General features: G+C 38.3%; 17 protein-coding genes and 1 pseudogene. 4 read left to right on the top strand and 14 right to left on the bottom strand.

Translation table 11 applies throughout. The features are described 5' to 3' along the window. Positions 1–24: 24 nt before the first annotated feature. From CLOCL_RS22460 to CLOCL_RS07395, 12 genes and pseudogenes are all read right to left on the bottom strand, one after another. Positions 25–309: a hypothetical protein gene (locus CLOCL_RS22460; RefSeq protein ID WP_014254775.1), complete on the bottom strand. Its 285-nt coding sequence runs from the start codon at positions 307–309 to the stop codon at positions 25–27. Next, positions 306–1,916 (bottom strand): annotated as a pseudogene (tnpC, locus tag CLOCL_RS07445) (IS66 family transposase). Before tnpC (CLOCL_RS07445) ends, CLOCL_RS22460 begins: the two are co-directional and overlap by 4 nt. Before the next feature lie 64 nt (positions 1,917–1,980). After that, positions 1,981–2,334, bottom strand: coding sequence for an IS66 family insertion sequence element accessory protein TnpB (tnpB, locus tag CLOCL_RS07440; RefSeq protein WP_014254774.1), 354 nt, complete (start codon positions 2,332–2,334; stop codon positions 1,981–1,983). Next, positions 2,331–2,684, bottom strand: a complete 354-nt coding sequence (tnpA, locus tag CLOCL_RS07435; RefSeq protein WP_014253714.1) for an IS66 family insertion sequence element accessory protein TnpA — start codon at positions 2,682–2,684, stop codon at positions 2,331–2,333. The genes tnpB (CLOCL_RS07440) and tnpA (CLOCL_RS07435) overlap by 4 nt, the downstream gene beginning before the upstream one ends. Positions 2,685–2,872: 188 nt before the next feature. Next, positions 2,873–3,430 (bottom strand): hypothetical protein, encoded by a 558-nt coding sequence (locus CLOCL_RS07430; protein WP_014254773.1) that lies wholly within the window; start codon positions 3,428–3,430, stop codon positions 2,873–2,875. Next, positions 3,430–3,795, bottom strand: a complete 366-nt coding sequence (locus CLOCL_RS07425) for a hypothetical protein (RefSeq protein WP_051411145.1) — start codon at positions 3,793–3,795, stop codon at positions 3,430–3,432. The genes CLOCL_RS07430 and CLOCL_RS07425 overlap by 1 nt, the downstream gene beginning before the upstream one ends. 137 nt (positions 3,796–3,932) lie before the next feature. After that, a complete protein-coding gene (locus CLOCL_RS07415) occupies positions 3,933–5,189 on the bottom strand; it encodes an IS110-like element ISCth6 family transposase (RefSeq protein WP_041714997.1) in 1,257 nt (418 codons plus the stop codon). A gap of 327 nt (positions 5,190–5,516) precedes the next feature. Then, complete coding sequence (locus tag CLOCL_RS07410) at positions 5,517–5,819, bottom strand: hypothetical protein (RefSeq protein WP_041734483.1); 303 nt, start codon at positions 5,817–5,819, stop codon at positions 5,517–5,519. Between the two features lie 324 nt (positions 5,820–6,143). Then, entirely contained in the window at positions 6,144–7,457 is a 1,314-nt protein-coding gene (locus CLOCL_RS07405) for a phage major capsid protein (protein ID WP_014254770.1), read from the bottom strand. Positions 7,458–7,772: 315 nt separating this feature from the next. Continuing rightward, on the bottom strand, positions 7,773–10,013 hold the full coding sequence (locus tag CLOCL_RS07400) for a phage/plasmid primase, P4 family (protein ID WP_014254769.1): 2,241 nt from the start codon (positions 10,011–10,013) through the stop codon (positions 7,773–7,775). A 132-nt stretch (positions 10,014–10,145) separates the two neighbouring features. Further along, on the bottom strand, positions 10,146–10,283 hold the full coding sequence (locus CLOCL_RS22455; protein WP_014254768.1) for a hypothetical protein: 138 nt from the start codon (positions 10,281–10,283) through the stop codon (positions 10,146–10,148). After that, positions 10,276–10,665 carry a hypothetical protein gene (locus CLOCL_RS07395; protein WP_014254767.1) on the bottom strand — a complete coding sequence of 130 codons (390 nt, stop codon included), beginning with the start codon at positions 10,663–10,665 and terminating at the stop codon, positions 10,276–10,278. The genes CLOCL_RS22455 and CLOCL_RS07395 overlap by 8 nt, the downstream gene beginning before the upstream one ends. Positions 10,666–10,806: 141 nt before the next feature. Here CLOCL_RS07395 and tnpA (CLOCL_RS07390) point away from each other — a divergent pair, with 141 nt between their 5' ends. From tnpA (CLOCL_RS07390) to CLOCL_RS07375, 4 genes are all read left to right on the top strand, one after another. Continuing rightward, the gene (gene tnpA, locus CLOCL_RS07390) at positions 10,807–11,160 is read left to right on the top strand and encodes an IS66 family insertion sequence element accessory protein TnpA (RefSeq protein WP_014254766.1); all 354 of its coding nucleotides are present in this window, start codon (positions 10,807–10,809) and stop codon (positions 11,158–11,160) included. Then, on the top strand, positions 11,157–11,510 hold the full coding sequence (tnpB, locus tag CLOCL_RS07385; protein ID WP_014254765.1) for an IS66 family insertion sequence element accessory protein TnpB: 354 nt from the start codon (positions 11,157–11,159) through the stop codon (positions 11,508–11,510). The genes tnpA (CLOCL_RS07390) and tnpB (CLOCL_RS07385) overlap by 4 nt, the downstream gene beginning before the upstream one ends. 63 nt (positions 11,511–11,573) lie before the next feature. Beyond that, positions 11,574–13,178 carry an IS66 family transposase gene (gene tnpC / locus CLOCL_RS07380; protein ID WP_014254764.1) on the top strand — a complete coding sequence of 535 codons (1,605 nt, stop codon included), beginning with the start codon at positions 11,574–11,576 and terminating at the stop codon, positions 13,176–13,178. Beyond that, positions 13,175–13,459, top strand: coding sequence for a hypothetical protein (locus CLOCL_RS07375; protein ID WP_014254763.1), 285 nt, complete (start codon positions 13,175–13,177; stop codon positions 13,457–13,459). Before tnpC (CLOCL_RS07380) ends, CLOCL_RS07375 begins: the two co-directional genes overlap by 4 nt. Before the next feature lie 201 nt (positions 13,460–13,660). On the opposite strand, the gene CLOCL_RS20990 is transcribed toward CLOCL_RS07375, so the two are convergent. After that, complete coding sequence (locus CLOCL_RS20990) at positions 13,661–14,098, bottom strand: DUF4304 domain-containing protein (RefSeq protein ID WP_014254762.1); 438 nt, start codon at positions 14,096–14,098, stop codon at positions 13,661–13,663. Positions 14,099–14,110: 12 nt separating this feature from the next. Beyond that, positions 14,111–23,035: a Kelch repeat-containing protein gene (locus CLOCL_RS07365; RefSeq protein ID WP_014254761.1), complete on the bottom strand. Its 8,925-nt coding sequence runs from the start codon at positions 23,033–23,035 to the stop codon at positions 14,111–14,113. Between the last annotated feature and the right edge of the window lie 5 nt (positions 23,036–23,040).

Raw genomic sequence — 23,040 nt, 5'->3', positions numbered from 1 at the left:
TTAATTTTTACAACCTATGTGCATCTAAATTAAGTTGGGTCTTTTTTCACCCAACCATTCATTGAAAGCATTGGCAATTTCCATTCTGAACTCTTCATCTGACAAACCAAGAGATGTTCCGAGTTCATATGCCTGATCCACAGTATAAGCAAATCTTTCTGCTAATTCGCTGTTCTCATTCTCCATATATGGAAAATGCTCTATTACATAACCAGAATAATCTATATCAAATAAATACCTCTCTATTCCCCCATTAATAAAATACGTGATAAATTTAATCATAAATATCATATGTTTTCCAACTTTCATTCGTCTTCCTCCCACGCATATTTCTCAGGCTCTGTTCTTTTGGATTGCGGTATAAACACCTTAGCAGGTATTTTCATGCTACCAGGCAGAAAATCAGCAAACGTGCTCACATAACCAGGCTTCCCTAGATTAGGGGCTTGACTAAATATCCATGACAAATATTCAAAAGGATTCAATCCATTCTCTTTTGCTGTTTCAACAAGACTGTAATACACCGCGCTCGTTCTCGCACCACCTGGCGTATTACTGAAAAGCCAATTCTTCCGTCCGATTACGAAAGGCTTTATACTTCGCTCTGCTCGGTTATTTGATATCTCCAATCGTCCATCCAGTATATACCTCTCAAGATATTTTCGCTGGGACTGCGCATATTGTACTGCTTTACCCAGATGGGTTTTGGGTAGTACATTTAATTTTCTTATCCAATCATAAAATTCATCTATGATAGGCTTTGATTGCTTCTCTCGTTCTTTTAACCGGGTTTCCGGGCATAGCAATGCAAACTGTTTCTCTAAATGAAACAGTTTATCACAATATGTTACTCCCTTTGCTGCATTAGATGTTGCTTGCTTTTCTTTGGGCAGGGCTTCCATCGCTTCAAAAAACTTTCGCCGTACATGGGCCCAACAACCTATTACAGTAATTTTTTCGGGCAGCTTGTAATACCCGTTATATCCGTCTGCATGTAAATATCCACTAAATTCTTTTAGAAATTCCTCCGGATGTATATGTTTTCTGTCCGGCTGGTAGTCATAAAGTATTATCTGATGTTTTGCCTCCCCGCTCGTTCGGTACAGCCACATGTAACTCTTCGACTGTGCCGCCTTCCCTGGTTCTTTTAGCACCTGTACCACTGTTTCATCTGCATGCAGTACCTCATGCTCACACAGCCGTTTCTTCATCTCCTCATATATCGGTTCCAGCCAATTCTCACAGGTCTTTTATCAACCAATTTGACATTGTCTGCCTTGATATCTCAATGCCATTTTGTTTCCATTCCTGCTCCTGACGATATAAGGGAGACCCCATCATGAATTTTTGTGTAGCTATATGGGCAATTGTCTCAGGTGATGCAAAACTTCCCTTTATGACCGGTTCCGGTATATCTGCCTTTACAATGGGAGTATGGTCTGAAGTTTCTTCACAGTTCCGGCATGAATAAACATGCCTAATATGACGCACTATTACCGCTTTTGCCGGAATAATCTTCAACTCATCACGAGTTTCCTTTCCCATTGTATGCAATTCACTACCGCATTCCAGGCAAATACATTCCTCTTCAGGTAACTTGTGCTCTATTACCTCCACTGGTAAGTCTTCCGGAAGCTTATCTGTTGTCAGACGAGTTCTCTTACGGTAATGAGCTTTTACTTCTATCCTTTCTTGCTCGGTAATAGCTAAATTATGAGTCTCTTCCTCTTCATTATTAAAAAAGATTGATTTGCTCAATCTTTGTTTGTTCACTGGATACACCGAATTGTTTACGCTTTGAAAGGCGCATTTGTTCCATGAACCATTGGACTTGTTGTTCCAACTCGGCAATCCTGCGATCCTTTTCTTCAATTATACCAAGTAATTTTTTTTACTGAAATTTCTTGTCTCTTCATGGGATAATATTACCATAAAAATTACATTAAATCCAGCTTTTTGATCCTTTTTTTGAATTTCTTCTTATGAAATTAGACGCTCTAAAACTTCCTTTCTCCTGAGCTTTTTCTCTAATCTGGCACTATCAATAAGACAAGCTAATTCGTTTACATCAAGAAGCATTGTGGTTGAATCTTCTTCTGTTGGCCAGCGAAATCGCCCTCGTTCTAGCCTCTTAAAGTACAGCCAAAACCCATCTCCATCCCATTCAAGGATTTTTATCCTGTTTCTATTTCTGTTACAGAACACAAACAGTGCATTCATAAACGGATCAAGTGAGAAACTTTCTTGTACCAGTGTTATTAATCCGTTGATAGATTTCCTCATATCCGTATATCTACAGCAAAGATACACTGGTTTTTCATTCCATCTTATCATAACGACATCAACACCTGGCAAACTTTTTTCAATAATTCTAAGTCTGTTTCCGTATTTACAGTGACATTACAGCCATTAATTTTAATTTCCAGTGTAGCTTTTGCAGGGTACACCGGTTTCGATGCAAGCTGCATCCATCCACTTGGTACTTCGATTTTGGGTTCTTTTACTTCTTCAACTACTGTACACTTTGCTTCACTGACTTTCTTTTGCCAATAGTAGTATGTAGCTTTGCTTACTCCATTCGTTCGGCAAAACTCTTTGATACTTTGCCCACTTTCAAGCCGGTTTTGTATTAATTGTGCCCACCTAGATAATTGTTGTTCAGTTGTTACTTTTTCCATGTCCATACAATCACTCCGTTTATTCTTTTTTACAGTGATTGTATCAACTATGCAACCATTTTACTATGTGATGATCTATTTGACGGTTACTTTACAGTGATTGTATCAACTATGCAACCATTTTACTATGTGATGATCTATTTGACGGTTACGAAAAAGGCCACATCAGACGAAACTGTGTGACCTTTCACCAATTAAATATCTGTTAATGGTTTGTCTACTTCATTCTTAACTATATTTTCAATTTGATCTATCTCTGTGTTCTTTATATTGCTAACAAGCAGTCTAACTATAATACTTGTAACTTTTTTAAATATAACCTGATTTGAACCATAATCACTATAACCACCAATATTGAAAGTTAAGATACCAGAAGGAATGACACTTAGCTTCATAAACACTTCCATTGACGTATTTAGAATGGTTTGAGCATATTCATTAGATATCCCTAGATGCACTTTATCCGAAGGAAGCGCCAATGTTTCAGTGATAATCTCTCCAGAATCATTTGAAACATTTACATGAATCTCAAGATTATTTGTTTCTTTATAAACATATTCAGCTCCCAAAAATGCGTAATACCTTGGTGCGACAAATATTTCAATCGCTATTTTTTGGTTTTCTCTACTCATACAAATAGAGGTTTCTAATATTGAATTCAATACTTTAGCAGGCTTGTATTCATACAATGGTAATTCTTCCAACCAAACTCTGCATTTTTTCAAATTTCCTATATTGTTGATATTAATCATTATTTTAACCCCCAGAAATTTTTAAATCCTTGGTTAAACCACTCTGAAAACTGTTGGATTACTTCAGGGTGATATACACTATATGGTGAAACATTATATTTCTGTAATGCTGCCTCATGTGCTACTTCATAAGGTATACCCTTCTGCATCATTGTAGCTTCTGCCACTTCATGCATATAAAAACTCGCATCAGCACCAGTAATAGGCTGCCCATTTTTTAATGCACTCTCAATTCTGTTTATCATCGCTTGGTTTTCAGGAATATCTCCAAACTGGGATATATGTTTTTTTACTAAATTTAACCCCTTTTCACTTACATTTATTGATTTTCCATTTAGTTTACCTAAACCATTACCAATATCCATGCTAAGGTTAGGATTATATGCACCTGTAGTCTTACTCGTTCCCTCACTACAAGGACTATAACTATTATATAATTCCTGCTACCATATCTCAATGAAAAAAGAATTTTCTCCCATTGCTTTGCTTTCAGAATATGAAATCAGTTCTTGCTGTCAGCCTTCTCATATGGCCTGTATTCAGTCTTAGTTTTCATCATACCGTAGATTATCCTCACAAGCCGCCTTGCCACGCACACAAGCGCCTGTGGCTTGTTCTTGCCCTCTTTGACCTTCTGCTCAAAATACTCCCTGAATACCGGGTGTCTTGGCTTTCCTGAGGCCGATACTGCTACCATCTGGATTGCGAGAAAGTGAAATATCGCATTTAATGCCCTGTTACCATTCCTGCACCTTTGGTCTTTGCCCTTTCCGGCAGAGCTGAATTGCACCGGTGCCAAGCCCATAAACCGAGCCAGCTTGTCTGAGTCTGGGAAGCGGTTAATATCTCCGATTTCAGATATTATTTGCGCTTCTGTAACAAGGTCGATTCCCGGCATTGTATGTAGCTTATAGCCTGTCAAAGGTATCAGCTTTCTTAGTTCATCGTCAATTTCGGCAATCAACTCCTTGTTGTGCCTGATATCCTTTACGATGTTTCTGACTATAAAATCTCTTTCGGGCTGATAGTCCTTTCTTGTGTCTCCATCCCTTTCAATCATGGATATAATCTCATGAATACGCTGTATTTTAAGCGCCTGATGCACAGGCTTTATCGTCTGATATATTTCTTCCGGTGTTGTGTTCCATATATACTCCGGTGAAGGGTAGTTCTCCCAGAAGCATAAGGCACTCTTGGAATCAATCATGGCAAAGAATTTCCTGTAGGATGGGTAGCTATAAGCAAGCTGGCTGTGGAGCTGGTTCTTGTTCATCACATTGCTCTTTACAATCAAATCCCGCCTTTTAACTATCTGCCGGATTGTCCAGAATATATCCTCATGCTTGGCATCCTGCAGAGTGTCCACCATATCCCTGAGGACCCTTGCCACACAATAGGCATCATAGGAGTCATCCTTGTAAATAATGGGGTTTGCCAGCCTTACAGCGCTTGTATAAGCAGGGTTAACGTGCTTGACTTCAAATTTCCTGCCCACCAGATAGGCAGCAAGGTTTCTGCCGAATCCTCTGGTATCCTCAAGCCCGAATACCATTTCCTTTGTCCCGCAAATCTTCCTAACATCCTCAACGAATGCAGGATATCTGGATGGTCTGTTCTCAAAGTTAACCTCACCCAGTTTATTCATCCAACAATCTATAACAACTGCACAATGTGCGTCCTTGTGCATATCAATTCCAACAAAGCAGGTATTTCGTTTATGATAAATGTTTATCCTCTCCTTTTCCAATGTCTCCACCACTCATACCGGCAACCTCAATTTAAGAGCGTTAGTCTAAGAACCTTAGTTCTTTGACCTCGCAAGGGAACGCCAACCTATCTATTCCTGGTGTGACAAATTACGTGATTTCAGGCATCACGAGCCTTAGTTCAAATTTCTTAGTGTTCTTTTACTGCTTCGCTTGGACATAAACTTCTTAATGCTACTGACCAAATAAATTTCTGTATTGATAACTGCAGTAGCCTTTCAAATTCCTCTTTATTTGCCCTTTCTGTTTCAACAAAGCTTACGGCTGCAACCTATGCTTTTACGTTTCAAGGAGCAATACAGAGGCCTTTTCCCCGGCTGCTAAACCTTCTTCCAGCCTTTTGCTTTTAGGCTTTCAGGTGTGTAATCATCCGGCCTGCAGTTCTCCATGGTTTTTCTGCACTTGATGTTTTCGTACAGAATAGAATCCCTTTTGAGAACCAGCTTCTTTATCCAGCCGCTGGACAACGATTTTTCCCATACTTCACTTTGAATACTGGTAAAATACAGCTCCAGCGCCCTTTCAATAATTGCATTGGCACCAGACAAGCCCTCCTGTTTAGCAAGTGCCTTAGCTTTGTTCAATAAGGCTTCCTCTATGGTTGTGGTAATCTTTGCTCTCACGCTTTCACCCCTTCCTACGGTTAAAGCCTTTATTCCGCAGTAACATTCATCACTCTGAACCACTGATATAGCAAGTAAATTATGCTTTAGAAAGCAGTATTTCTATGGGTTTCAGAGAGTTTAAAGCATTTCCAGCAGGCCGGAGAACTACCCACTGTTAAATAGTCTGTTAAGCAGGAGCAGAGCTTCCTATTTTCCCATTTTGGGCGGTTTCACCCTAAGTATTGCTTAGCCTCAATTTTGTTTCTATGGCAATGAAATAAGCATTCACTCATTTACCCTAAAACTGGATTCAATGGTAGCTTTGGCTGAAATTTCAGCAGACTATCTTGCTTCCAAAGCTACTGCCCATGAGAGCGTTGCTCCGTTTTTCGGTGTTATAGGTTTATCCCAGGTACCCTGACCATCTACACGCACTATCACCCTGTAGTCGGTCATATCCTCCATCCAGCCGGGAACATTGGAGCGGTCAAGAGCAATCTCTTTCCTCATGCCTATGGCATACTGGCTAAGGTCTGCGAGGATTAAATCTCCCTTAGCACCCAATGCGGGGCATTTCTCGGTGAATAAAACCTCTTTACCCAGAAGTGTGAATTTCCCGCTCTCTTCCCTGAACACCGGTATCTGAGCACCACCAGTACCAATGGTAATGGTCATGGTGAGCAATTGTGGTATTACTGATGGATTGGCAAGCCATACCGCATTGGTAAAACATGACGGAGCAAGCCTTGAGAACATATTGACAACATTCTGATAGGTAATTGTAGCTGGTTCTTGAGAAGCCTCTTTATTTACAGTAATCAGTGCCGGGTCATTTATAATACCAAGAGGCTGACCTTCACCGGTTCCATTGATAAAGGCATAGTCCATGTACCAGCCCAAGCCTTTAATAAGCGCTCCGGCAAGCATTTCTTCAAAGGACATACCATCTGCAATGAGTTCATTGGATGCCTGTGAGAAGCAGGCAAGCTTCTTGGCCTTTAATTGGATCAGTCTTAGCTTGGCGGTCTTTCGTGTGCCTGTCTGACCTTCCTCCAGCCATTCTCCTGAAATACCGCCGAATAGGTGATTGGTTCTGTCTGCTCCATCGAAGGCTGGTACTTTCTTTGTTTCGCTTCCCATTGCCCATACTGTTGCTCTGGGACGGATGATTTCATTCTCCAGGGATTTATCCATCAGGAAGGCTCCGTATTCCTCCGGTACGGAATATCCGCCGAATTCAGGTATCCCTTCCACCATGCTGGCATTTATCAGCCTGTTGTCGGCTCTGCCTGAGTGAAGTGTTCTCAGGAATTCATCCATGGAATAGAAACCATTGTTGCTTAAGCTCACAGTTTCGTTTCCATAAAACATCCCCCTGAATGATTTTGATACGGCTTTTGTTACAGGAGTTTTTGATTCTTCAATAGGAGATACAGCTTTTTGTGGTGTAATTAGAATTGGCTCAGAGGTTCTGATATTTAATAATTCCTCGTTAATGCTTTCATTAATGCTCTTTATTTTGTCTGTGTAGCGATTAAACTGTCTCTCCTGTTCCTTAGTCAAACTTCCACCTGCTTTTTCAGCTTCCTGCAAAATGGCTTCTGCTTTTTCCACCAATTGCTTTTTCTCATGTACCAAATCTGCTATAAATCTCATGTTTAAACCTCCATTTTCATAATTGCTTTTTGTTAATATGGTTTGGGGTTAATACCCCGTTTGAATCTGCATTTTTTTACGCGGTGCTGCCAGCCCGTTGTCTTTATGCTTTGCTGTAGAGATATGACCTCCCCCTACCCCTCAAGTCCACTGTTCTTAATGCTTTCACACAATTCACCTCCTTTAATGTTTAAATATTTATTCTTATATTGTTATGGGTTTAGAGTTGTGATGTGTTTTTGTAAAAGTCTATATAGAAAATTAATATATAAAAGTTACTGAAATTTCCATCACAACCCACCATCTCACCACACACTATTTGAGAAAATCAATTTCTTCAAAGTCCTGCTTGGCATTTTCATATGGCTTTGTGAGTTCAATGTTGAGGTAAACCACCCCAGTCCTGCAGTTCCGTTTGTTAAGGTAGCGGTTCATATCTCTTCCAAACTTTGTATTGCTGAGAACATACTCACCATTTTCACTACACCAGTGGGTGTAAACCTTGTACAAATCCAATGCTCCGACACTGCTGTTATTCTTGGGCTTTGTGCAATCATCCAAGAATTTCTGCATTATGTCCATTTCGCATCGGTAGTCCGTTGTAGCCAATTTCATTGTTTCCGGCATTTCCAAGCCCTCTTTCTGCCACAGCTTTAATCCCTCCAATGCCCAGTTCAGTATTCCATCTATCTCTTTTTCACGAAGGAAGTCCTTCAAATGAGGGTCACGCTTCTCTGGGGGAAAATATACTGTGAAGGGTAGCAGCTTAACTCTGCTCCAGATACCCTCGTCATTGCCGGATATCTGGGGTTTGTAATTTGTATTAATCCAAAGCTTAAACTCGGGGCGGTATTCAAACTCTTTTCCATAAAGGAATCTAGCTGTAACCATGTCACCCCCTGTAAGCTGCTTAATAAGGCTTTCATTGAGCCTTGAGTTTTTCTGTGGTTCTGCTGCATTAACAACTCTCGCACCTTTGAGCCTTGCAATATCGGGATTGGCACCGCTGCCGGATACATTTTTGAGCATTAGGCTGTCTACCTGTGCAGTTTTGGCATATGAACCTAAAAGATGTATTAATGTTTCTGCAAATGTTCCCTTGCCATTTCGCCCAGTACCATAGAGGATAAACAGACATTCCTCGCCTGTATTCCCTGTTAGGGAATATCCGACCGCCTTTTGCATGTATTTCATAAGGTCTGCATTGCCATCGGTGACTTTATCAAGGTAATCCAGCCATCTTGGGCATTTAGCACTTGGATTGTAACTGGCATTGCTGATTTGAGTTATCATATAGTCGGGATTGTGTGGATAAAGCTTGTCTGATTTCAAATCAAGGACTCCATTTTGAAGGTTTAACAACCACACATCCTTGTCAAAGTCTGCCGGAATAACAGGTATACCCTCCAAGTGCTTTGCTCCCTCAATCATTGCTTTTCTGCCCGCAATAGAGCGAGTCTTTGCTGCATGCTTCAGAAGTTTGTCTCTCTTGTCTTGATCTGTAAGCTTTATAGCCTCTGTATACATGGCTTCAACGGTATTATCCGCAAGACGGTTGATTGCTCCTGTCTCATCCTCCAGCCAAACCTTACCGTCCCAACAGTACCAACTATTTTTAATATAACTGAAACGGATGCTGTTACCACACATGGCTACAAGCCTTCTGGCATTACCCATATCATCAAGGGTGAATTCCTGCTGTTTGCAATACTGCTCATCATCCCCGGCAGCAGTGGAGGTCAAGCCTTGCATCGCTTTCACAGCGGTTCTTTGGAGATAGTCAGACCGTCCCAGCTTGGTTGTGTGCTTGTCATCCTTTCCTGCTACATAGGGGGATTTGATAAAGGCTTCAATGGCTGCATCTATATTGCCGGAGCACCAATAGAGCAGCTTACCCATCAATGCAAGGTCTGCTTCACTCTCGCTGGTACACTTCTCACTTTGGTATTCACCATCCCAAAGAGCCTTGAACACAGCATCCTTGGCAAGTCCGATGGAAAGATAGTCCTTTGCAGAACTGATACAAGGATTGTTTGTACCAACAGATTTTCCCGATTTGGAATCGGAGAAATATTTACCAAATAACTGTTTGACTTGCTCTGTGCACTCATTTATAGGCTTTTTATCACCATAGACATTACCTGTCATGGTAAAATACCTTTTGGCTTTATACATTTCAATAAAGCCTTTCTTCCTGCCATCTACAGGGATATCACCCTTGACGAATATATGAAGTCCTTTGCCACTGGGAGAATACTCTGTGTAGCTGTCTAGCATTGCTACAATCCCAACCGCTTCGTCAGATAATGAGCCATTCTCTGCAATAACATGATCTAGATCTATACCCACAATGCCATTATTGTTAAATTCAAAGCCGATACCGTCATAGCCTCCGCCATCCAAAGCATTCACACAATCCTCAAAACTTGCCCATGTAGCTAGCTGACCTGCCTTAGCTGATGCTCCTGTCACCGGATTGAAAGGCACTTTATTTCTATGACATACCCACTGTGGTAATTGCTTCAGTTCCTCTGGAATGTTTATAAACTGTTTCATTTCTTTACTCACCTCACTTCACTTGCCGGGAAAATAAATAGAGCCCGACAAATAGTTTTTTAAGACTATCTGCCAGGCTCTATAGGTGAGTCATCTGCTCCCTTTGTGGCTCTGTGCCAGATTTATTCACTTTTACCCCGCCTTCTTCTCCAGCTTTACTTCAAAAACCTTTTTGCATACCGGGCATTTGATTTCAACATCAGCGTAATCGGCATCAAATACTCTGTGATTGCAGTGAGGGCAGCGTACAATGTACTTTTTCTTACTCACCTGCCTTCACCTCCGGCTTCTTTAGCTTTATGAGTCTTGCCATTTTCATCATCACTGGCTCTAATATCTCTCCAACCATGTAATGAACCGTTGATGAGTAATTTTCCTTTGTTTCATCAAACAGCTTGGAAATGAGGTCATAGAGATTCTTTATATCCTCTTCTGTGGCATCTGCTGTACTGATTTCAATGAAAATCTTGGTACCGTCGCGCTTGGCAATATGGTCGCTTACATACTTCTCCAGAGCGTATCTTGCTATGCTTGATGTAGTAACGCTTGCCTCTGGCATTTGTGCTTGAAGCTCACCAATAATCGCGTCCAATTCATCCGACTGCCTTTGTGTAAGCCTTACCCGAAGCATACTATCCTTTTCTGTAGACATCATTGCACCTCCTGTATTTCTTGCTGGTTTTATTGTATCACAATGTATTGCATATTGGTAAGCGTCAAATAGATCGTCACATAGTAGAATGATTGCATAGTTGATACAATCACTGTAAAAACAATTAAATGGAGTGGTTGTATGGAGAAACAAAAAGTAACTTCTGAACAACAATTATCTAAGTGGGCGGAATTAATTCAAACCCGGCTTGAAAGTGGGCAAAATATCACAGAATTTTGCCGAACGAATGGAGTAAGCAAAGCCACATACTACTATTGGCAGAAAAAAGTTAGTGAAGCAAAGTGTACAGTAGTTGAAGAAGTAAAAGAACCCAAAGCCGAAGTACCAAGTGGATGGATGCAACTTGCATCGAAACCGGTGTCCCCTGCAAAAACTACACTGGAAATTAAAATTAATGGCTGTAATGTCATTGTAAACACGGAAACAGACTTAGAATTGTTAAAAAAAGTTTGCCAGGTGTTGATGGCGTTATGATAAGATGGAATGAAAAACCAGTGTATCTTTGCTGTAGATATACGGATATGAGGAAATCCATCAACGGATTAATAACACTGGTACAAGAAAGCTTTTCACTTGATCCGTTTATGAATGCACTGTTTGTGTTCTGTAACAGAAATAGAAACAGGATAAAAATCCTTGAATGGGATGGAGATGGGTTTTGGCTATACTTTAAGCGATTGGAACGAGGTCGATTTCGCTGGCCAACAGAAGAAGATTCAACCACAATGCTTCTTGATGTAAAAGAATTAGCTTGCCTTATCGACAGTGCAAGATTGGAAAAAAAGCTTAGCCGAAAGGAGGTTTTAGAGCGTCAAATTTCATAAAGAAATTCCTTAAAAACCATCAAAAAGCTGGATTTAATGTAATTTTTATAGTAAAATTATCCTATGAATAGACAAGAAATTTCAGTAGAAAAATTACTTAATATAATTGAAGAAAAAGAACGAAGGATAGCTGAATTGGAACAACAAGTCCAATGGTTTATGGAACAAATACGCCTTTCAAAGCGTAAACAATTCGGTGTATCCAGTGAACAAACAAAGATTGAACAAATCAATCTTTTTAACGAAGAGGAAGAGACTCACAATTTAGCTATTTCCGAGCCACAAAAGATAGAAGTAAAAGCTTATTACCGTAAGAGAACTCGTCTGACAACAGATAAGCTTCCGGAAGACTTACCAGTGGAGGTAATTGAGCACAAGTTACCCGAAAAGGAATGTATTTGTCCGGAGTGCGGTAGTGGGTTACATACAATGGGAAAAGAAACCCGTGATGAGTTGAAGATTATACCTGCTAAAGCGGTAATAGTGCGTCATATTAGACATGTATATTCATGCCGAAACTGTGAAAAAACTTCAGAGCATACTCCCATTGTGAAGGCAGAGATACCGGAACCGGTCATAAAGGGAAGCTTTGCATCACCCGAGACAATTGCCCATATAGCGACGCAAAAATTCATGATGGGTTCTCCCTTATATCGTCAGGAGCAGGAATGGAAACAAAATGGCATTGAGATATCAAGGCAGACGATGTCAAATTGGTTGATAAAAGCCTGTGAGGACTGGTTGGAACCGATATATGAGGAAATGAAGAAACGGCTGTGTGAGCATGAGGTACTGCATGCAGATGAAACAGTCATGCAGGTGCTAAAAGAGCCAGGGAAGGCGGCACAGTCAAAGAGTTACATGTGGCTGTACCGAACGAGCGGGGATACAAGACATCAGATAATACTTTATGACTACCAGTCGGACAGAAAGCATATACATCCGGAAGAATTTCTAAAAGGGTTTTCGGGATATTTGCATGCAGACGGATATAGCGGGTATTACAAGTTGCCCGAAAAAATAACTGTAGTAGGTTGTTGGGCCCATGTACGGCGAAAGTTTTTTGACGCAATGGAAGCCCTGCCCAAAGAAAAGCAAGCAATGTCTAATGCTGCAAAGGGAGTAGCATATTGCGATAAACTGTTTCATTTGGAGAAACAGTTTGCATTGCTATGCCCGGAAAACCGGTTAAAAGAACGAGAAAAGCAATCAAAGCCTATCATAGATGAATTTTATGATTGGATAAGAAAATTAAATGTACTTCCCAAAACCCATCTGGGTAAAGCAGTACAATATGCTCAGTACCAGCGAAAATATCTTGAGAGGTATATGCTGAATGGACGATTGGAGATATCAAATAACCGTGCAGAGCGAAGTATAAAGCCTTTCGTAATCGGACGCAAGAACTGGCTTTTCAGTAATACGCCAAGTGGTGCGAGAGCGAGCGCGGTGTACTACAGCCTAGTTGAAACAGCAAAAGAGAATGGATTGAATCCTTTTGAATATTTGTCGTGGATATTTACTCAAGCTCCCAATCTTGGAAAGCCTGGTTATGTGAGCTCGTTTGCAGATTTTCTGCCCGGCAGCGTGAAAATACCTGCTAAGGTGTTTATACCGCAATCCAAAAGAACAGAGCTTGAGAAATATGCGTGGGAGGAAGACGAATGAGAGTTGGAAAACATACGATATTTATGATTAAATTTATCACGGATTTTATTAATGGTGAAATAGAACGTTATTTTTTTGATTTGGATTATTCTGCATATGTAATAGAGCATTTTCCCCATATGGAGTATGAGAACAGTGAATTAGCGGACAAATTTGCTCATACTGTAGATCGAGCATATGAACTCGGAACTTCTCCTGGTTTGTCAGATGAAGAGTTCAGAATGGAAATTGCCAATGCTTTCAATGAATGGTTGGGTGAAAAAAGACCCAACTTAATTTAGATGCACATAGGTTGTAAAAATTAAAGATTAAGTTTTGGTTGAAAAAGTTTTATCGATTTACAAAACTTTTCCAACCATTTTTATTAATGATTGTGTCATTCATGTGCGGGCCTGTTTGACGCTTACAATTATCTATTCACCTTGACTAATTGTATAAAATATGAAAAGGTCACATCAGCCTTAACTGTGTGACCTTTCCTTCTAATTCTGAATATTAAGATATTGCTTAGCCTTAAGTGTTGCTGTATTGATTGCTAACGGATTAATTTCAAAATATTTCTTTAACCCGTACTCAAGTACAGGCTTGATTTTTTCATTCATACTCTTCTTAAAAGCATCACAAAACTCGTCAATATTAACTAATTCATAGTTAATGCTGGAACATTCTTTACCAGAAATCACTAATGTAAATCTTCCAAACACATCACATTGGTTGTCTTTTGGATTTAATATTTCTGGATTAAGCGACTTTATTAGAAACCCAAAGTTTATATAGTAGCTATTTTCATAGTTGGACTTTTGTGTTGCTACTACTACAATTAATTCGCTTGTTTCAGCTCTAAAAATATTCCCTTTAATTTCAAATCCGTATTCAAATAATACTTTCGTTAATGCTTTTTTAAATTCTTTTTTATTCATAATACCTCCTGCTTAATAAGTGTCTAATATAGTCTTCCAACCGCCACCATAAATGCTCTCGACTTCTTTTAAATATACTTCTAATTGCTTTAAACCCGTTTTTATTCCATTAGGATTATATGGCTTTAATTCATATATTGTCTTTGTTTCAAAATCAATAAAATCAATTCGCTTCCCACTTGGTAGCCTAAATTCTTTAAATTTCGTAATATTATCAACAACATCAGCTTTATACGCTTTATGCATCTCCTGCCCCATTTTTAAACTTGACTTTGTATACGGTCGAGTACTACTCGTTCCCTTTTCAGCAAACAATTGTAAATCAACTTTTAAATATTGCCTAGTCTTACTAGATGAACTAATGCCCTTATTAATTGAAGTTGTAACGTTATCTATATATCTAACACCTTTGTTACCAACTCGCGGTTTTCGAGTAAATAGTTGGAGGTCAACTTCTACCATACGTGACTTTTTAGGTAAACTAATGCCCTTATTAATGGAAGTTGTAGCGTCATCTATATATCTAAAAACATCATCTACATATCTAGCAGCATCATCTAGCTCATATGCTAAGTAACTAATCGTTCTCCCTGAACTTAATGCTTCAATCCCCAAATCAGCACCAAGAGAAATCACGTTGACTGCCATATCAAGTCCAACCTGTGTCTTCCAAACACTATTATAAAATCTTTGCTGGTTTTGATATGATATTGGTTCTTTGTGGGGAAAATCACTTTTTAATACATCAACAATATTAAATAAATTTCTATACTGTGCAAATTCACTATTACTTCTTAGTGGCTTGTTGCTATTTAAAGTAGTTAGGGTATCTACTAAAGTAAACGGATATGTTTTAGCACCATAAATCATTCCTTCATATTTCCAATCAGTTGCGTTATCTTCATCAACAGCCCTCCTAAACTCTGTATCTGAAACATAACGCATTGTAAATATGATATCCACTAATCTTTGATTACCAAATACTTTCTCATTTAAACGTATACGTTCTTCAGAAGTTACGCTTCTTCCAGTAACAAACTCAATCGGATATCCACCTGTGAATCCTACATAGTAACTTCCATCACCAAGTCTACTTAAAGGACCTGTTAAATATGATGATTTTTGTATTTTAAGTTTCTTATTTGATATTGATTCCAAATGGCGATAAAAATCATGTTCTTCTGGACCGTGTCCTGTTGGATCAACATATATTAACGGATTATTATTGCAATAAGTATAAAGATTCAAACTCAACGGATCATTAATGTCACCGGTATATGTGTCCTCCTGTAGGAACCTTGCGATTTTTGGATCATACATTCTAGCGTTGAGATAATATAGCCCTATTTCTTTGTCATATTGGTAGCCAGCATATAGGATAGAGTTTTTATCCTTTGCCACACCGTTTGATTCTACTATGTTACCGAAAGCATCATAGTAGTAGGTAGCGTCTATATTGCCAGTTGCAGCATTAATCAACGCTGTTACATCGGCATGACCGTTGTACATGTAATAGTAGCTTTGTCCGTCAGCTATTCTCATTAACAGGTTTGTGCCATAGATATTTCTACCTACTTGGTTTCCGGCAGCATTGATTTCCAATACAACCTTGTCATATTCATATATATACCTTGTCAAAGATCCGTTTACATTCTTGCTTACTCTGTAGCCTTCTGCATTATAGCCATATTTTGCACCATCTGCATTTATAAGCTGGTTAAATTCATCGTAAGCATATGTAGTTTTCTCTCCGTCTGTAACTGAGCTTGTCAGATTACCGTTTGCATCATACTCATAATTTGTTGTTGAAATTGCTACTCCGTTTTTCTTTGTAATTACAGACTTTAATTGATTTAATTCAAGGTTATAATTATAAACTTCTTCTATTATTATACCATTTTCTTTTATTGTTGCTGTACTTCTATTTCCTAACTTATCATAGGTATACTCAGTAATCCTTCCGCTATATTCCTCATTCACTGTTTTCAAGCGGTTGAGATTGTCATAAGTGTAAGTTGTTATTCCTTTTTTATCTTCCTTTGAAAGCATGTTGCCGTTCTCATCATAGGTATAAACATAGCTTTCAATTTCAGTTCCGCTATTGTCTTTATTTACAAGGGATTCAAGTCTTCCGTCCGGATAATATATATAGTCTTCCCTTGCACCACCGGCATAAATTACACTCTTTGCTGCTCCGTTTTTGTAATAGTTGTATTCTGCTATATTTTCTGCGTTGATATCACCGTTTTTCACAAAGGCTAGTCTTCCGGCTTTATCATATACTTTTGTGGTTATGTTGTTCTTCTGGTCAATGGAAGTCTCTGCTGTTAATCCATCGCTTGTTACAATGTCATATATGTACAGTATCTTTCCTTCTACATTTGAAACAGCTTTTGTCTTTACTCTGCCCAGTTCATCATAAGTTCTTTCTACTACTTCGGTTGATGTCGAAGAAGTCAATATTGACTTCAATTGATTGCCGGCAGGGTCGTATTCATAGTTTTTCTTGGTATAGCTTTGTTCTTTTCCGTTAGATCCTATTTGTACAGCTTTTTCTTCTACAACTAAGCCTTGTGGGTTGTATTTATATTGAATCTTAATGTTCTTCCTGTCAATTACCTCTTTTACATTTCCATCGGCGTAGTAGGTATAACTTACAATATTATTCGAATTTCCAGGATACTCTTTCTCCTTTACAAGATTTCTTGCGTTGTAATGCAAGGTATTCGTTACAATACCGTTAATCTCCTGGCTCTTCATATTTCCGTTTTTGTCATAGATATATCTTGTGGTATCGGTTAGTTTGTATACCCCTTCCTTTACTTTTGCATAGGAACTTACACCGGTTAAATTGTCTTGCTCATCATAGGTGTATACCGTAATATTTTCTCTTCCATCTATAACATAGGCAACATTGCCCTTTGCATCATAGTACTGATGTGATACTATATATTCTCCCGATTCATTTCTTTGTTTTGTTACACTTAGTTTTCCGTCTTTATTGTATTCAAAGGTCTTTTTATGGTCTTCTCCATCGTAGGACTCTATTTGTGCACTGTTTCTGTTGTAGTTTATTTTTTCTATTATATTTCCGACAGGGTCAATTTTGCGTACAAGTCTTCCCATGCCGTCGTATTCGTATGAGTATACACTATAGGATGATTTTGTAGTGTTTTTTGATTTATCTTTTTCCGTTACTTTCGTAACTTCATGTAATACATTGCCGTTTTTGTCGTAATAGTTTAATGTTTCATGGGTTGATGTACGGGTTGTGCTGTCAACTCCTGTAGCCGGTTCTATTACTTTAACATTATCTATTACGCTTCTTGTAAGTCTTCCAAGCTCATCATATTCATATTTTGTAACGGTATTATTGGCATCTATCTTGTACTTAACATTTCCGTACAGGTCATACAAATAGCGCACTTCTGTTTCATTGGCATTATCATCGTCTGTTCCATATGTTTTTTCACCGGTTATACGGCTAAAGAGGTCATATTCATATTCTTTTACATTTCCCACACTGTCTTTTTGATATCTTAAATTACCCATTGAGTCATACTTATATACTACATTGTTTGCAGGTATTGATGAATCTCCCGGGTAAGTAACACTTCTTTGTAATCCAAGGCTGTTGTACTCATAAGATATCTCATTTCCGTTTGCATCCACTATCTTTTTGATATTTCCTGCATAGTCATAATATTCAGTCCTTAGCCTATATTCGGTATAGAGCGGATTATCCACATTATCTATAACTATTACATCCAACTTTCTGTTTACATCGTCATACAAGTATTTTGTATGGCTGTAAGACAAGGCAGATACTTGCACAGGCACACCATAGACTTCAGTTACCAACGTCTTGTTTAAGCCATAGGCCGTAGTTTCACTAACTATTCTTCCCAGGCCGTCATAGCTGTATTTTATATTGTAGTTTCTACCGTTAGCTCCTGTAAATTCAGGATTCTTTATGGTCTCCAATTGGTTTGCAAGGTTGTAAGTATACTCCACACCGTAAGCGTCATTGATTATTGCTTCAATTGCAACGGATTTCTGTTGGGTTACAGCATTTTCATAGGCTTTATTATACGCCTCACCATCCACCTTCTTAATTACATTTCCGTTGGCATCGTATTTATATGCCTCAATTACAATGTATCTTTCCTTTTCATCAAATTCCTTAGTGTAATCATTGTATGTTTTGATATTACCACGAAAAGCCTTTGCAATAAGTCTTCCCTGTTTATCATACACATACTCTGTCTTGTTGGTTGTGCCTTCTGCCAAAAGTCCTTCGCCGTCTTTGTATCCCACATAATTCTCAGGGGTAACCTCAGCTACTAACCTTCCAGCCAAGTCATATTCATAAGCAGTGGTTAGATCTTGAGTTTTTACTGTTTCTTCATTGGTATTACGGTTAAATACTTTTGTAGTAATACCTTTTTGAATAGTCTTCTCCAACAAACCACGGCTGTTATATTGATTTTGCTCACTTAAAAGCAATTTTCTTCCGGTTTCATTATTGGCATAAACACTGGTACCAATAACTTTGCCTTCCCAATTATAGGTCGTAATTGTCTCAACCGATGTAATAAAGCCGGAGCCATTTATATCGGTTACGTTTTTATCAATTACAATTTGCTTTCCTACGCGACCTAAGCTGTCATAGTAGTATGTTACTGTTTGTGTATTTGGGCTAGTTACTGTTCCTGGGTTTCCCGCTTTGTCAAAATTACTGTATTTCGTAACAATTGCAAAATAGTCGGAATAGTCGCTATAAGGTCCAAAATCACAAGTTCCGTCACTATTCTGCTCAAATAAGCTAGTGTATGTTACAATGGGTTCTTCCTCTGCATTGTAAATATCCTTATCCAAATCATCTTTCTTTATAAGATCGGCTATCTTAGCAGGTTTACCGTACATATTGTAGTCAAGGTAAACCTTAATAGTTTGCTTACCGGAATCAAAGGTTGTCTTTTCTTCAATGAGATTTCCGTCATCATCATATCTGTAGTCAACTCTATTAGAACCTGAGTATTTAATTGTGCTCATATCTGCGTAATAGCTTATAATGCTCTTAACCAAGTCATTTTTATAATAGTTATATTCAACTACAGAGCATTTTTGAGGTGCGTTGCCTTTTATTGAATATGTTCCGTCCTCTTCAATAACCTCTACAAGGTCACTGTAAGTAATTTCAAGAACTTTTCTTCCGTTTTTGTCATATATGGTTTTAGAATAAGAGTACTTAACAGTACCATTCTGCTCGGTAACAGGAGTAAATACCTCATCATAGGTTCTTCCGTTTTCATATTTTCCATAGGTATACAAGGTGCTGTTACCCCTTGCATCGGTCACACTCTTAACTTTTCCGTCTTTATAATAAGCGGTTGCTGTAAAAGTTCTGTTTCCCTGGTAATCTTCAGGGTTTGTAACTTTTACAAGCCTTCCCATATTGTCATATAAATACTCGGTATCTGCATATTCTTTGTTGTTTAGATATTTTCTTACAGTCTTTATTAAACCGTAATTATTTTCAGCTATTTTTACTCCGTCTTTATAGAAATACTCTTCCAACAGGACTGCATCGGATTTGGAATCCTTTTTGAAATACATTGCTGTCAATCTGTTTACCGAATCGTAGTTGTAAATGTATATAGCTCCACTTGGCTTTTCTTCTCTTTCAAGATTGCCTTCAGCATCATAATAGTATTTTGTTGTGTACTTTGATAGAGTTTTGTCTTGATTAAGTACATTTGTAGTCTTAACTGTTACTCTTCCATAGGTGTCATATTCATACTCGGTGGAAGCATTGCCTGTATAGTCTTGTCCCGAATCTTTTGAAGCATCATACATAAGTACGTTTATTTCTTTTTTTACTCTGCCGGCATAATCATAAGTAGTCCTGCTTATGCTTGAGTTACTGCCATCTACATCCTTATTTACAACCTTTGTTACTTGATTATTGCCATTGTATTCATATTCTGTTGTATATCCCAATGGGCTTGTTTCACTTTTTACTCTAAAGCAATTGTCGTAATCGTAGGTAGTGGTTTTATTTTCTCCATCGGTTGAAGACAAGAGTACACCATCAGTGCGATATTCAAAAGTTTGGGTTGTCTTCTCCGGATAAATTATTTTTTCCACCAAGCATCCTAATATTTTTGTTCCGGTATCTTTATATTGGTATATAGTAACTGCGGCATCCACCGGATCTAAATCCTTACCTAAAAGTTGATCTCTATTAGATCTTGTGTAAACAACGCCTTTCTCTAATGGCTTAATCACCATCTTAAGCCTGCTTTTTCCAGTTGAATCATACTGCTCGTAATAGTAATAGGTCTGCTGGTTATTTTCATCAATTTCGTATTCCAAATCGCCATTATCATAATAAACATATCTCTTTTCGGTACCATCGGCATTCTTAATATATACCACGTTACCTTTTGCATCTTTTTCAATTACTGATGTATTTCCGTAAACTTTATTTCCGTCTTTTCCAGCAACCTGTATTATCTCAGTTTTTAAAGGCAAATTGTTACTTCTCATTGATCTGTAAGCTTTATGCTCATGGTCATTTAAATTGCTGTTTATATCCTTATATGTAAGGTTTGTTATGTCATAAGAAGCAGTAGCATTACCATCAGTATAGGTTATGATGTATTTGTAATGTGTCTCTCTACCTAAATTATCAATTTCTTTAACAGGTCTGTCGGAAAAATTGACATTGTAAATTTCTTCAGAGGTATTTCCCTTTTTATCAATTATCTTACGGGAAACCTCACTACTGTCTGCTGAATTTGGAGAATTTTCATCACCAATAATATCGTTGTACAGATAATATGTAGGTCTTCCGGAATTATCAAACTGTTTGTATACCCTTCCGGTTCCGTCATAAATATTGGTTAATAGCTTAATTTCAGTATTTCCGTTTATTTGCGCAATAGTTTTAAGCTTATTGCTTTGTGCTGCAATGCTCTCATTTGGACCATAGTAATAATATTTTGTTTTATTGTTGTTAAGGTCTGTTACAGTCTCCAATTTTCCTTGAGTGTTATAAGCATAGGAAACTTTTCTTCCGGCATTGTCGGTTATGCATTCGAGCTTACCATCGGCATTATAGTTTAATGTTAAAGTTCTTCCTATTTCAACATTTTCATTAGAAGGATCACAGTCATAGATTTTTCTGAGTTTGCCTCCTTCATAATAGAATTTTATTTTATTGCCGTACCTATCACGTATGTATTTGAGTTTTCCGGTTGAATAATCATATTCGTAGGTAATCTTGTCCTTGGTTGTCAAATAAACGGTATTACCTGATTTAGTCAATTCATCATATATACCCGGTGGTGAAACATATCCGCCTTTATTGTCCGGTTCAAAAATTACTTTACTACCTGAACCATAGGTAACTTCGATACCTTTTACGCTCTTTAGGTAACTTGCACAAACCCATCCTACAACGTTTTCTGAAGTAACAACTTTATACCAAGTTCTTCCGCCTACTTTTAATTGCATTCCGGCTAATGTTACACTGCTTCCATTGGCTAAGTTATCGATAATTGTCCACTGCATAGGATCAGTATAGGTTAACTTTTCAAGATTGGCCGGTTCTTTTCTAAGGTTTAGTGATGTTGCAGTAACTTTATAAGTGGAACCCTCATCTAAAACCCTGATAGAGGTTTCAAAGTTAAATATCCAGCCTCCCCCTGCTACTCTTGAATCTTTTGAATCGGCATCAGCAGAATTATAGGTTCTGGTTATCTCCAAATCAATGGCAGGGCTTTCTATAAAGAAATCCTGGCTTTGTGTAACATAATTACCTGTTATCTTGTTTACTCCGTTTACATCGTAAAGGTGAGAGTTGCCTTTAAGTCCGTTCAATGTACCTAAATATTTTAATCCCGGAATAGCTTGAGTAAAGTATTCCTCTACGGTATTTAAAACCTTATCTCCATTAGCTCCTCCTACAATATAGACTCTGTTGTATGCTACTGCAGCTCCAAACGCACTTCTGCTTGTACCAAGATGCTGCATTTGTTTTATTGCATTGTTTTCAGGATTAAATTCTTCAACTATGGATAAAGCTCCGTCATTTCTGCCACCAAACACATAGATTTTTCCGCTCATTGTCAATGCGCCAAGGTCTCTTCTGGCAACTTTCAAAGTTGTTGTAAGTTTAGTCCATTTATTTGTAGTGGGGTCGTATTTTTCAATAGTTGATAAATTTCCGTTTTCATTGTATCCACCAAAAACATAGATATTGCCTCCAAAGGTTGCAATTGCTAACCCTGTTCTGGCTTCCATCCAATAGTCCTCGTCGTTGTTCTTTTCTACTGTTGTCCATGTATTTGATTGAATATTATATACCTCTACAATATTTAAGTAACCGTCTTGGTTGTATCCACCCATTACATAGATGTTTCCGTCTATATATACTGCTTTCGCTCCCCTTCTTGCCGTAGGCATAGGTTCAATATTTTGTTTTACAAATTCTCCTACTGCAGGATTGTATACTTCTACTGTATTTAGGTAGTTTTCGCCGTCAAAACCTCCAATTATGTATATTTCACTGTCAGTTGCAGCAATAGCCATGTCACTCTTTCCGGTCTGTATAGTTTTTTCAGATTCAGTCCATTTGTTTGTAAGAGGGTCATATTCTGCAACTGTATCCAAGTATTCGCCTTCTTCAGTGCAACCGCCAAAGACATAGATCTTTGAGCTTACTTCTGCCATGGCAAGTTCTTTTCTGGCAGGGTTAAGTTCGTTCAGGGTTACTGTAGTTCCGGCGGCAGGAGTAGAGGCTGCAAACACTTCTTCAAGTTGGTTCCATACAGGTTGTACGTTGAATGTATAACCATAGTCTAGTGGTTTTGTTATTTGAAGGATGTTGAATTTAGAGTATGTTGGATCTCCAAAGTATACTTCTTGCAAAGTAT

It is taken from the genome of Acetivibrio clariflavus DSM 19732, from assembly GCF_000237085.1.
Classification (GTDB): Bacteria; Bacillota; Clostridia; order Acetivibrionales; family Acetivibrionaceae; genus Acetivibrio; species Acetivibrio clariflavus.
The sequence above is the reverse complement of the archived record's forward strand: the minus strand, read 5'-3'. Positions and strand labels throughout refer to the sequence as shown.

Excerpts from the sequence above, each read along its gene's own strand:
- tnpA (WP_014253714.1), bottom strand. The coding sequence starts at position 2,684 with ATGGACATGGAAAAAGTAACAACTGAACAACAATTATCTAGGTGGGCA.
- CLOCL_RS07375 (WP_014254763.1), top strand. The coding sequence starts at position 13,175 with ATGAGAGTTGGAAAACATACGATATTTATGATTAAATTTATCACGGAT.
- tnpA (WP_014254766.1), top strand. The coding sequence starts at position 10,807 with ATGGAGAAACAAAAAGTAACTTCTGAACAACAATTATCTAAGTGGGCG.
- tnpB (WP_014254765.1), top strand. The coding sequence starts at position 11,157 with ATGATAAGATGGAATGAAAAACCAGTGTATCTTTGCTGTAGATATACG.
- CLOCL_RS07395 (WP_014254767.1), bottom strand. The coding sequence starts at position 10,665 with ATGTCTACAGAAAAGGATAGTATGCTTCGGGTAAGGCTTACACAAAGG.
- CLOCL_RS20990 (WP_014254762.1), bottom strand. The coding sequence starts at position 14,098 with ATGAATAAAAAAGAATTTAAAAAAGCATTAACGAAAGTATTATTTGAA.
- tnpC (WP_014254764.1), top strand. The coding sequence starts at position 11,574 with ATGAATAGACAAGAAATTTCAGTAGAAAAATTACTTAATATAATTGAA.
- CLOCL_RS07400 (WP_014254769.1), bottom strand. The coding sequence starts at position 10,013 with ATGAAACAGTTTATAAACATTCCAGAGGAACTGAAGCAATTACCACAG.
- CLOCL_RS22460 (WP_014254775.1), bottom strand. The coding sequence starts at position 309 with ATGAAAGTTGGAAAACATATGATATTTATGATTAAATTTATCACGTAT.
- CLOCL_RS07405 (WP_014254770.1), bottom strand. The coding sequence starts at position 7,457 with ATGAGATTTATAGCAGATTTGGTACATGAGAAAAAGCAATTGGTGGAA.
- tnpB (WP_014254774.1), bottom strand. The coding sequence starts at position 2,334 with ATGATAAGATGGAATGAAAAACCAGTGTATCTTTGCTGTAGATATACG.
- CLOCL_RS07425 (WP_051411145.1), bottom strand. The coding sequence starts at position 3,795 with ATGGATATTGGTAATGGTTTAGGTAAACTAAATGGAAAATCAATAAAT.
- CLOCL_RS07430 (WP_014254773.1), bottom strand. The coding sequence starts at position 3,430 with ATGATTAATATCAACAATATAGGAAATTTGAAAAAATGCAGAGTTTGG.